The sequence below is a fragment of the Promicromonospora sp. NPDC060204 genome (assembly GCF_042728455.1).
Classification (GTDB): domain Bacteria; phylum Actinomycetota; class Actinomycetes; order Actinomycetales; family Cellulomonadaceae; genus Promicromonospora.
In genome coordinates this window covers 1-11,183 of the sequence record NZ_JBHWZO010000211.1, presented here as the reverse complement: position 1 = coordinate 11,183, position 11,183 = coordinate 1, and the positions used below count along the sequence as shown (strand labels likewise).

6 protein-coding genes are annotated in these 11,183 nt (G+C 75.5%); 2 read left to right on the top strand and 4 right to left on the bottom strand.

What is annotated here, in order from left to right; genetic code table 11:
• Positions 1–50 precede the first annotated feature (50 nt).
• On the bottom strand, positions 51–1,061 hold the full coding sequence (locus ACFWEJ_RS21910; protein ID WP_377231304.1) for an aldo/keto reductase: 1,011 nt from the start codon (positions 1,059–1,061) through the stop codon (positions 51–53).
• 52 nt (positions 1,062–1,113) lie between these two features.
• Between ACFWEJ_RS21910 and ACFWEJ_RS21905 the strand changes: the two genes are divergently transcribed.
• Together ACFWEJ_RS21905 and ACFWEJ_RS21900 are read left to right on the top strand one after the other, a co-directional pair.
• The gene (locus tag ACFWEJ_RS21905; protein ID WP_377231303.1) at positions 1,114–1,473 is read left to right on the top strand and encodes a MerR family transcriptional regulator; all 360 of its coding nucleotides are present in this window, start codon (positions 1,114–1,116) and stop codon (positions 1,471–1,473) included.
• A gap of 124 nt (positions 1,474–1,597) precedes the next feature.
• Positions 1,598–4,384, top strand: a complete 2,787-nt coding sequence (locus ACFWEJ_RS21900; protein WP_377231302.1) for a protein kinase — start codon at positions 1,598–1,600, stop codon at positions 4,382–4,384.
• 6 nt (positions 4,385–4,390) lie between these two features.
• Here the strand turns inward: ACFWEJ_RS21900 and ACFWEJ_RS21895 are convergent, their stop codons facing one another.
• From ACFWEJ_RS21895 to ACFWEJ_RS21885, 3 genes are read right to left on the bottom strand one after another with little or no spacing between them, the layout of a single operon-like run.
• Positions 4,391–7,951 (bottom strand): error-prone DNA polymerase, encoded by a 3,561-nt coding sequence (locus ACFWEJ_RS21895; protein ID WP_377231301.1) that lies wholly within the window; start codon positions 7,949–7,951, stop codon positions 4,391–4,393.
• Positions 7,944–9,722 carry a DNA polymerase Y family protein gene (locus tag ACFWEJ_RS21890; protein ID WP_377231300.1) on the bottom strand — a complete coding sequence of 593 codons (1,779 nt, stop codon included), beginning with the start codon at positions 9,720–9,722 and terminating at the stop codon, positions 7,944–7,946. Before ACFWEJ_RS21890 ends, ACFWEJ_RS21895 begins: the two co-directional genes overlap by 8 nt.
• The gene (locus ACFWEJ_RS21885) at positions 9,719–10,786 is read right to left on the bottom strand and encodes a hypothetical protein (RefSeq protein WP_377231299.1); all 1,068 of its coding nucleotides are present in this window, start codon (positions 10,784–10,786) and stop codon (positions 9,719–9,721) included. The genes ACFWEJ_RS21890 and ACFWEJ_RS21885 overlap by 4 nt, the downstream gene beginning before the upstream one ends.
• Between the last annotated feature and the right edge of the window lie 397 nt (positions 10,787–11,183).

Here is an 11,183-nt window from a genome sequence, read left to right as displayed (position 1 = left end):
CTCTCGGAACGTTTCGAGAGCGCAGATAGCCAGCACTCAACGGTGAAGGGTCAGGAGGTGGGCGGGGTGACGTCTACCTCGCTCAGGCGGGTCACCTGGGTCTCGGTGAGCGGCAGCGTGAGGGCCGCTACCGCCGTGGTCAGCTGGGTGGGCTTGCTGCCGCCCAGCATCGGGTGGATGCCGCGGGCCGCCAGCCAGGCGAGCACCACCTGGCCGCGGGACGCGTCGAGCTCGGCCGCGACGTCGTCGAGCACGGCTAGCCGCCGCGTGGTGCCCGGGTGGTCGAAGACCTCAGGGATGGGCTTGGCCGGGTTGTCGTACGCGCCCGACAGCAGCGGCGTGTAGGCCCAGACGTCCAGGTGCTCGACGGCGGCCAGGTCGACCAGCTCGTCGTCGAGCCAGCCGAACCGGTGGTTCCCCGTCAGCGTGCCCGGGCGCGGCTGGAGGTAGCTGTAGGCGTGCTGCACCACGCTGAACGGTTCCTCGCCCTGCCCGACGGCGTGGCGCCGGGCCCGCTCGACCCGCCACGCGGGGTGGTTCGAGGTGCCGATCCGCGCCACGACACCGTCGGACACGAGGGCAGCGCAGGCGTCGGCCGTCTCCTCGACCGGGACCGAACGGTCCTCCATGTGGGCCCAGGCCAGGTCGACGTGGTCGGTGCCGAGCCGGCGCAGGCTGCGGGTGAGCTGTTCCCGGACCGCAGTGGCCGAGAGGCCGGTGCGGGAGGCGGGCCAGTCGGCGGCGTCGCGCGGCTCGGCCCCGAACTTGGTGGAGAGCAGCACGCGGTCGCGTACGCCGGGGCGCGCGGCGAGCCAGCGGCCGAGCACCTCCTCGCTCTGCCCGCCGTAGCCGGACTCGCTCGCCCAGAAGGAGTAGCAGTCGGCGGTGTCGATCCAGCATCCGCCGGCGTCGACGAACCGGTCCAGGAGGTCGAAGGCCGTGGTCTCGTCGACGGCGGTGCCGAACATCATGGCGCCGAGCACCAGACGTGCTGCAGGCGGAGTGTCGTGGATGGTGGCGTGCTGGGTGGTGCTCTGGGTGGTGCTCCGGGTCGTGGTCATGAGAGCAGCGAAAACCCTGGAGCGCGCTCCAGGTCAAGGGCAGGATCAGCACATGATCACGTATTCGCCCGCGCAGGCCGCCGAGGTCTCCGGTTTCAGCATCGACACGCTGCGCTACTACGAGCGCGAGGGCATCCTGCGGCCCATCGCGCGGACGTCGGGCGGGCACCGCACCTACACCCAGGACGACCTGGGCTGGCTCGACCTCGTGCACTGCCTCCGCGACACCGGCATGCCGATCGCCGACCTCAAGCGCTACGCCGAGCTGTCGCTCGACGAGGCGACCCTGGCCGCGCGCGTCGCGCTGCTGGAGGAGCACGACCGGCGGGTGCAGGAGTCGATCGACGCCCTGCGCACCCAGCAGGACCGCCTGCGGGAAAAGATCGCCTGGTACCGCACCCAGGGCGTCTAGGTCGAGCACACCTGTCGCGGCCGGATCAGGGCTGCTCCGGCAGCAACTGCTGTGGTCAACGGGTTAAAAGACCCGGCGTGGACTTTCCTCCGATCAGCGGGGGTCCGCTGGTAGGTTTTCCGGCATGACGTCACCAGCACCCGGCGTCGGCGAGGTCGCGCCAGCGGCCGTCGGCCCCGGTCCGGTCCCGTCAACGGAGCCCGAGCCCGCAGCAGGCCCCCCGCCGACCCCGGAGCTCGCGCCGGTCCCCGCCCCGCCGGACGAGGATCCGACCAGGGAGCTCGCGCCCGTACCCGCGCCGCCGAGCGCGGACGACGTCGCCGAGCCCGCGGACGATCCTGAGCCGGCCGCCGCACCTGAGCTGTCCTCGGGACGCGACCCTGAGCCCGCGGAGCCCGGTCCGGTCCCTGAGCCGCCGATCGCGGAGCAGCCGGCGGACGCGGAGCAGCCGGCGGACGCGGAGCAGCCGGCGGTCGCGGAGCAGCCGATCGCGGAGCCGACCGACGTTCCTGAGCCCGCCGAGACCAACACTGTCGCCGAGCCGGGCGACGCCCCTGAGCCCGCCGAGGCCGAGGCTGGGACAGACCCCGCCGAGACCGGATCCGCCGCGGAGCCCGGGCCCGTCCCGGCACCGCCGACCACGGCCGACGCCGAGCCGGACCCGGAACCCGACTCGACTCCCGAGCTGTCTGCCGAATCCGTGGCCGAGCCCGCCACGACCGCCGCAGACCCCGCCCCCGAGCCGGCACTCCTGCCGGAACCGGAGCCCGCCGCGGCGTCCGCCCCGGACCCGGAGCCCACCCCGGAGCTCCCGCCCGCGGAGCCCGCCGCACCCGCCCAGCCGCCCGCACCCGCCCCCCGCGCCGCCGCCCTGCCCATACGGCCGGTGCGGCGCATCCCCGCCAGCGGGGAGCGCCTGGGCCGGTTCACGCTCGCCGAGGCGCTGGGCCACGGCGGTTTCGCGCACGTGTACCAGGCGCAGGCCGACGACGGCACCGAGGTGGCCCTCAAGGTCCTGACCGGCCTGCACGACGACGCCCGCGAGCGTTTCGCGCAGGAGGCGCACCTGCTGGAACGGCTGGACGGCCGGGGCTTCCCGCGGTTCGTCGAGGCCGGACTGGACGCGACACAGCCCTGGTTCGCGATGGAGCTCGTGCCCGGCACCACTCTGCGCGACCGGGTGCGCGAGGAGGGGCCGCTGTCCGGCCCCGAGGCGCTGCACCTGGCCCGGCAGATCGTCGACGCGCTGCTCGTGCTGCAGGAGGAGCGCTGCCTGCACCGCGACCTCAAGCCGGCGAACATCATGGTCGACGGCGACCGCGCCGTCCTCATCGACCTGGGCATCGCCAAGGTGTTCGACGCCGCGACCTCCACGCAGCCGGCCGGGACCATGGCCTACATGGCTCCGGAGCTGTTCGGACGCCGGGTGCACCCGCGGTCCGACGTGTACAGCCTCGGGCTGCTCCTCGTGTACGCGAGCACGGGCGCGCTGCCGCTGGACCTGAACTTCCTGGGCCGGGACCTGACGCCCGCCGACCTCGTGGAGGAGGAGCCGGCCGGCGTCGTCCCGGACGACGATCCCCTGCCCGAGCGCCCCGCCATCGACCGGCACCTGCAGTCCCTGGTCCTGGCCATGACGCGGTACCAGCCGAACCACCGGCCGCCGCTGGAGAACATCGCGAGCGTGGTGCGTGCCCGGATCGCGAGCGCGACGCCCGACCCGACGCTGCTGCTCACCTCGCAGCTCGTCAGCGACGGCGTGACGGCCGCCGAGGTCGCCACGCTGCCCTCGACGGACATCCTGCCCGGCCGGGGTCACACCAAGATGTTCCAGCGCGACCTCGACCGGGCGGACGAGGTCACGCCCACCCGGGTCCCGGAGCCCTGGCACGCCCTGGTCTACGACCGGGCGCTGATGAGCGTGCTGACCGAGGTGCACGCGGACGGTTTCGACGGCGCCGCGGAGCAGGTCGTCGCCGACCACATCGCGGAGATCGGCGCGGAGGTGGCCGGCGGCCGCACCCCGGCCGAGATCAAGGACTGGATCTGGCTGGCGATGCGCTGGCGGGCCGCCGCTCCCCCGGAGGGGCACGCGGACACGCTCCGCGGCTGGCGCGCGTTCCGCAGCCCCGAGCCCGCGCCGGCGAGCAAGCGGGCACCCGTCACCAGCCGGCCGCGGTCCGTGACCCCGGTCGGGTCGGCCGCGGCAGGGTCGGCCGCGGCGGGGTCCGCCGCCACGGCGCCGCCGTCGGCCACGGCGACCCAGGTGGTCCGCAGCCAGGTTCCACCGCCGCAGTCGTACCAGCCGCGCAAGAGCCCGGTGAAGCACCTCGGCCCCGCCCCGCGGCAGGCCGCGCCCAGCCCGTCCCTGCGCGCCACCCGGCCGATGCCGGCCGTGCAGCCGGGCCGGCCGCCCGTCGCGCAGCCGACGAGGCAGCAGGGCGCGCAGCCCGCCGCTCAGCCGGCCAGGCAGCCCGTGCGGCCCGCCGTGCGCCCGCAGAGCATGCAGCCGGGCGGACAGCAGGCCGTGCAGCCCGGCGGACCGCAGGCCGTGCAGCCGGGCAGGCAGCAGGGCGCGCGGCCGGGCAAGCAGCCGCGCACTCCGGCGCCCGCCCCGGTCGCGCCGCGCCGGAGGCCGTGGCCGGTCCGGCTGCTCGGCGCCCTGCTGCGCTGGGTCCCGCGGCTGCTGCTGGTGAGCGCCGTGTACGTGCTGGTCACCCAGGACGCCCAGGGGGGCGACCCGTTCCTCGCCGCCCCCGCCCTCGCGGTCGCCGCGTTCGGCCTGGCCGTGCTGCTGCGCATCGCCGGGCACCGCATGAAGATCTGGTTCTACGTGGTCTCCGCGGTGCTGGTCGGCGCGGGTTCGGCGGCACTGTGGGCGACGAGCACCGGCCTGCTCTACGTGGGCTGACGTCGCCTACCGGAAGTCGCGCGACCGCCCCGGGACCGCCAGCGTCAGCGGGGCGAGGTGTTCGGCCAGGAGGTTGACGGCGCCGTCGGCGGCCTCGATCCGTCCGCGGATCACCATGGCCTGCGCCGACCGCGCGACCCGGCGGAACCGTTGCCACAGCCCGACGGTGCAGATCACGTTCAGCAGGCCCGTCTCGTCCTCCAGGGACAGGAACGTCACGCCCCCGGCGGTGCCCGGCCGCTGCCGGTGCGTCACCACCCCGCCGACGGCGACCCGGCGTCCCGGCTCGGTCACCATCGCCTGGGCGACCGTGAGCACGCCCGCCGCCTCCAGCCCCGGCCGGACGTGCTGCGTCGGGTACGAGTCGGGCGTGACGCCGGTCGTCCACGCGTCGGCCTGCGCCAGCTCGACCTCGCTCATCCCCGGCAGCACCGGGGCATCCACGCCGACGCTGACGCCGGGCAGCGTCGTCGGCCCCTCCTGGCCCAGCGCGCCCGCGGCCCACAGGCCCTCTCGCCGGTCGACGCCGAGCGGCTCCAGCGCCCCGCCCGTCGCGAGCGCCTCGAGCTGCGCCGTCGACAGCTCGACCCGCCGCACGAGGTCCCGCAGCGACGCGAACCCCGCCGGGCCCGCGGCGTCGCGGGCCGCCACGATCTCCTCCGCCTTGTCCTTCCCGATGCCCCGCACGGACTCCAGCCCCATGCGGACCGCGAGCGCCGGGTCGGCCCGGACGAGGTGGGCGACGGACGCGGCCGGGGTCTCGGCGGGCTCGGTCGGCGAAGGCACCCGCTCGACCGAGGAGAGCACCCGGGACGCCGCGACCGAGGGCCGCAGCACGCGCACCCCGTGCCGGCGCGCGTCGGCGACCAGGGACTGCGGGGAGTAGAACCCCATGGGCTGGGCCGCGAGCAGCCCCGCGTAGAACGCGGCCGGGTGGTGCACCTTGAGCCACGAGCTCACGTACACGAGGTGCGCGAAGGAGTAGGCGTGCGACTCGGGGAAGCCGAAGTCGGCGAAGGCCCTGAGCTTCTCGAAGATCTGCTCCTGCACCCCGGGCGGGATCTTGTTCGTGGTCATCCCGGCGTAGAGCCGTTCGCGCAGTGCCTCCATGCGTTCCTGGGACCGCTTGGACCCCATGGCGCGCCGCAGCTCGTCGGACTCCTTGGGCGTGAACCCGGCGACGTCGATCGCCATCTGCATGAGCTGCTCCTGGAACAGCGGCACGCCCAGGGTGCGGCTCAGGGAGTTCTTGAGCAGCGGGTGCAGGTACTCGACCTTCTCGCGCCCGCGGGCCCGTTCGATGTACGGGTGCACGGAGCCGCCCTGGATGGGGCCGGGCCGGATGAGCGCGACCTCCACGACGATGCTGTAGAAGTCGCGTGGCCGCAGCCGCGGGAGGGTCGCCATCTGGGCGCGCGACTCCACCTGGAACACGCCCACGGTGTCGGCGGCGCACAGCAGGTCGTACACGAGCGGGTCGTCCTGCGGCGGGTCGTGCAGCTCCAGACGTTTCCCGGTGTGCTCCTCGATGGACTCGAAGGCGTACCGGATGGCAGTCAGCATGCCGAGGCCCAGCAGGTCGAACTTGACCAGCTCGGCGTCGGCGCAGTCCTCCTTGTCCCACTGCAGCACGGTGCGCCCCTCCATGCGCGCCCACTCGACGGGGACCACCTCGATCACCGGGCGGTCGCACATGACCATGCCGCCGGAGTGGATGCCCAGGTGGCGGGGCAGACGGAGCATGCGGTCGGCGAGGTCGAGGACGTCGTCGGGGATCTCCCCCTCCTGCGCGGCCGACGGCGGGGTACGGAACGGCACGACGTCGTGGGTGTCGTCGGCGCGCTCCCGGGGCTCCCCCGCGGTACGCGCCTCCTGGGCGAGCACGTCGACGAAGGTCCCGTTCTCCCCCGGCCCCCACAGCGCCGTCATGCGGGCGTCCTTGGCGGCAGTCCGGTTCTGCGGGGCGGGTCCTGCGCCGGGGACGCCGTCGGGCACGCCGCCTGGTACGCCGTCCGACGGCGGGGTGGGCACCCTCGGTTTGAGCGAGCCCCAGCGCTCGATGCTCTTGGACCAGGCGTCCTGCTGGCCGAGGTCGTAGCCGAGCGCGCGGGCGGCGTCGCGCACCGCGGAGCGTGGCCGGTAGGAGATGACGTTGGCGACCTGCGCCGCGTGCGTGCGCCCGAACTTCTCGTAGACGTACTGGATCACCTCCTCGCGCCGTACCGACTCGATGTCGACGTCGATGTCCGGCGGGCCGTCCCGCTCCGGCGCCAGGAACCGCTCGAACAGCAGCCCGTGCTTCACCGCGTCCACGGCGGTGATCCCCAGGGCGAAGCAGACCGCCGAGTTCGCGGCGCTGCCCCGCCCCTGCGCAAGGATGCCGTTGCGCCGGCAGAACTCCACCAGGTCGTAGACCACGAGGAAGTACCCGGGAAACTCCAGGTCGGTGATGACCCTCAGCTCGTGGTCGATCTGCTTCCAGGCCTTCCGGTTGCCCTCCCGGGGGCCGTAGCGCCGAGTCGCGCCCTGGTAGGCGAGCTCGCGCAGCCAGGACTTCTCGTCGTGCCCCTCCGGGACGGGGTAGGGCGGCAGCCGCGGCGCGATGAGCTTCAGGTCGAACTCGCACTCGGCGCCCAGCGCGGCCGCCGTCGGCACGGCCTGGGGGTGCCTGCGGTGCAGGCGCGCCATCTCCGCGCCGCTGCGCAGGTGCGCGGTGGGTGCGCCGGGCAGCCAACCGTCCAGGTCGTCCAGGCTCGACCGGGCCCGGACCGCCGCGAGCGCACCGGCGAGGTCGGCGTCCCGGGGGCGGGCGTAGTGCGCGGCGGTGGTGGCGACCAGCGGCAGCCGCGCCTCCTGCGCCAGGAGGGCGAGGGCGTCGTGCAGGTCGGCGTCGCGCGGGTCCCCGGTGGCGCTGATCTCGACGGCCACGTTGTCCCGCCCGAACGCATCGACGAGCCGCGCCAGCTCCCGCCGCCCCCGCTCCAACCGATCAACCCGACTTCCCCCTCGTTGAGTGCTGGCTATTTGCGGCGTCGAATCGTTTTGAGAGCGCAGATAGCCAGCACTCAACGAGGGCGCGAGGGCCTGGCGGAGCGGGCCCTTGCGGCAGCCCGTCAGGACCAGCCACTCGCCTCTCGCCGCCTCGCCCAGGGCTTCCAGCGTGTAGTTGGCGGCGCCCTTGACGCCCGCGTCGAGGTGCGCGGTGCCGATCGCGCTCGACAGGTTGCGGTACCCCTGCGGCCCGCGCGCCAGCACGAGCAGGTGCGTCGCGCGCGGGTCGGGGATCCCGGTCGGCGGGTCGAGCACGGGCGCGCCCCCCACGCCGACGAGGGCCGGGAGGTGCAGCTCCGCCCCGAACGCCGTCTTGAGCCCGACCTTCTTCGCCGCCTGCGAGAACCGCACCACGCCGTACAGCCCGTCGTGGTCGGTGATCGCGAGCGACTTCAGCCCGAGGCGCGCGCCCTCGGCGGCGAGCTCCTCGGGGTGCGAGGCGCCGTCGAGAAAGCTGAACGCGGAGTGCGCGTGCAGCTCGGCGTACGGCACGTCCGCCGTCCCGGTCCTAGTCATACAGAGCCTCCAGGGACCACGTCCCCGCCGCCGACGACAGCAGCAGGCCGAGCGTGAGCTCCCCGGACGGGCCGGGGCCGTCGACCACCACCTGGAGGAACACGCGGCGCTTGCCCCGCGACGTCCACCACCGTTCGGCGACCGGCCAGGGCCCCGCCCAGTCGACGACGGCGGCGTCGAGACCGGCCCACGCGCCGTCGTCGTCCGCCCTGCCGGAGGCGACGTCGCCCGACGCCCGGCTGCCCGGCACCCCGCCGGACCCCCCGGACGCACCACCGGACGCACCGCTGGAAGCACCGCCCAGGCCGCCGCCCGCCGCCGCCCCCGGCACCACCACGCGGGCCGGCTCGCCGCTGACCGCCAGCCGCACGTCGACGACGACGGGCCGGCCGGCGGCGTCGAGCACGCGCGCGGGGACGGGCTCGGGCAGCACGACCGACGGCGCCGGCGGCGGCAGGGCGCCGGGCCAGGGCCGGTCGGGGTCGCGCTCGGGCGGGACCTGCTCGCCGTAGGGGACGAGCTGCACGCGGTCGCGGGGGTCGCGCCCGCCCTGGAGCCGCACGGTGAGCACGGCGTCGCCGCCGAGCAGCGCCTGCACGCGCTCGACAGCGCGGCGGGCACGCAGGTCCTCGCCCGCGCCGGGTCCCCACAGGCGCGGCTGCAGCGCCCCGGCGGGGGTGACCTCCTCGGCGGCCAGGCTCAGGCCCGCGATCGGGGCGGGCTGCTCGCCCTGCCCGAGGGACGACGCCGTGAGCCAGCCCTCGAGCTGCCAGCGCACGCGGTCGGTGATGCGGGCGGCCGACAGCCCGCCGAGGGTGTCGTCGGTGCGCCACAGCCGTTCCAGGGTGCGGGCCTCGCCCGTGACCGGGTCGACGGCGCGGGCCGTGATCCGCAGCCGGCCGCACGCCAGGCCGCGCCGGTGCAGGTCGCCGTGCAGGCGCTCGGCGAGGCGGCGCGCGGCGAAGGTCGCGACGTCGACCCGGTGCGCCGGCGGGTCCAGCTCCTCGGTGACGGTCAGGTCCTCCACCAGCCGGCGCCGGGCGGGCGGGCGCACGTCCTGCCCGCGGGCGAGGCGCTGCGCCCACACGCCGAGGTCGCCGAACCGGGCGGCGACGGCGGCGTCGGGCAGGGCGGCCAGGTCCGCGAGCGTGCGCACGCCGAGGCGGCGCCACAGGTCGACCAGCTCGGTCAGCGCCCGGTCGGCGGGCCGGGCGTGCACGAGGACGGCAGCGGGGCGGGGCGCGAGGTAGTCGCGGGAGTCCCCCGGCGGCACGACGGCGTCGTCCCGGGCCGCGAGGACGGCGGCCAGGTAGCCGTCAGCGACCCCGACCTGGCACTCGTGGCCGGTGCGGACGGCGACCTGCTCGGTCAGCTCGCGCGCCAGGTCGTGCTCGGAGCCGTGGTAGCGGGCCGCGCCGCCGGACGGCAGCAGGAGCAGCCCCGGGCGGGCGATCTCCAACCCGGAGACCACGGTCTCGGCGGCCACGGCGACGGGCTCGAACTCGCGGGCGTCGCGGGCGTCGTCGGCGGTCCAGAGCTGCAGGTCGGGGCAGCGCCCCTGGGCCTCGCGACGCCGCATGCCGCGGCGCACCCCGGCGCTGCGCGCGGGGGCGGACACCGCGACGATCCGTCCGCCAGGACCGCCCGTGACGGCGGCGGGGACCTCGGGGCCGAGGCCGGCGACGACCAGGGCGGCGACGACCGGCCAGTCGGGCACCCAGAGGCACGCGGTGCGGGTCACAGCCGTCGCGGTGGCGGTGCGCTCGCTCATCCCACCAGCTCCAGCGACGGCCGGCTCTCGGCATCCGTGTCCTGCACGGCCTCGTCCCGCACGGTGCCCGGGTCCCAGGCTCCGAGGGGCTCAGTCACGGCTGCCCGGCACACCGGCACCTCGACGTCCAGGTGCACCGGCCGCGCCGCGCTCCCCCGCCCGGTGCGGCGTACCCGCAGGGTCCGGCGCCGCAGCCAGCCCACCCCGCCGTCGACCCCCGACCAGGCCCCGCCGGTGGCCTCGAGCACCACGTGCGCCCCGGCCCAGCCGCCCACGTCCCGCTGAGTGCTGGACATTCGCCCCGTCGAGGGCCGTTCGAGCGACGAATACCCAGCACTCAACGGGGCCGTGGGGAGCAGGACGGTGCCGCGGTCGCGGGCACGCGCCGTCAGGCGACGGCGGTCCTGGTCCAGGAGGGCCACCTCCGGCCCGACCACGACCACGTCCATGCCGTCGATCAGCGCGGCGAGCACGGCGGGCGCGTCCACCCCCGACCCGGCCGGCAGCGGCACCACCAGGGTGCGCGCCAGGTCGCACCCGGCGTCGGCCGCGGCGGCCAGCCCGGCGGCCGGGTACCCGACCAGCACCGTCCAGGCCCCGTCCCGGGACGCCTCGGCGAGCAGGGTGAGCAGCAGCGACGTCGAGCCCCGGACCACCACGGTGGTCCCGGCCCGCAGGCCGCCGTCCGGCAGGAGGGCCGCCAGGTGCGGGTGCACGGGCAGCACGCGCGTGTCCTCGCCCGGGTGCCCCACCCGGCCGCCCGACGACGGTGCGGCGCCCGCCGCAGACCGGTGGTTCACCTCGGGCGCGGACGCCGGCACCGGATCGGTCAGGAGCCCGCCCCGCAGCGCCCGGACCTGCACCCGGTGCGCCTCGACGGGCTGTTCGGCGCGGACGGTCTGGACGGGCTGCGCCGGTCGCGCGGCCGTGGCCTGCCTGCGGACGCCGGTGCGCGCCTCGGCCGACCGCAGCGCCGCGAGCGCCTGCGCGTGCTTGCTGCCGTCGCCGGCAGGGACGGCGTCGGCGGCGGTGTCGGCCTTCGAGGAGATGGTTACGACGGTCATGTCCCTCCAGCGATGGTGCCTGCCGGCGGAGACCGGTGGTGGAGCACTTACGAACACGTGTTCGATAGAACACCAGTACATCGCTCCTGGCGCGCGCTGTCAAACCATCTGTTCCGCAACACTGCGGCGCCGCCGACGGCAGTCACGGGCGCCCTCGGGGGTCGGACATCACTGATTCGGTGGGTGCCGGTCGGGCTGAACTCCGTTCGGCTGCGCCCCGGGTATGCCGGCTGTGCCGGACAGTCCGGCTGGGCCGAACTCTGCGGGGCCAGGGTGAACGGAATGCGGCCCACCCGGCCGCATCTCCCCCAGCACACCTTCCTCCGGGGCCTCGCTTCAGGACCCGCTTCGAGGCCAGGTCGTCGAACGACGTGAGGTACCGACCCCGGTCAGGATC

Coding starts and splice junctions, on each gene's coding strand:
- ACFWEJ_RS21910 (WP_377231304.1), bottom strand. CDS start 1,061: ATGACCACGACCCGGAGCACCACCCAGAGCACCACCCAGCACGCCACC.
- ACFWEJ_RS21905 (WP_377231303.1), top strand. CDS start 1,114: ATGATCACGTATTCGCCCGCGCAGGCCGCCGAGGTCTCCGGTTTCAGC.
- ACFWEJ_RS21900 (WP_377231302.1), top strand. CDS start 1,598: ATGACGTCACCAGCACCCGGCGTCGGCGAGGTCGCGCCAGCGGCCGTC.
- ACFWEJ_RS21895 (WP_377231301.1), bottom strand. CDS start 7,951: ATGACTAGGACCGGGACGGCGGACGTGCCGTACGCCGAGCTGCACGCG.
- ACFWEJ_RS21890 (WP_377231300.1), bottom strand. CDS start 9,722: ATGAGCGAGCGCACCGCCACCGCGACGGCTGTGACCCGCACCGCGTGC.
- ACFWEJ_RS21885 (WP_377231299.1), bottom strand. CDS start 10,786: ATGACCGTCGTAACCATCTCCTCGAAGGCCGACACCGCCGCCGACGCC.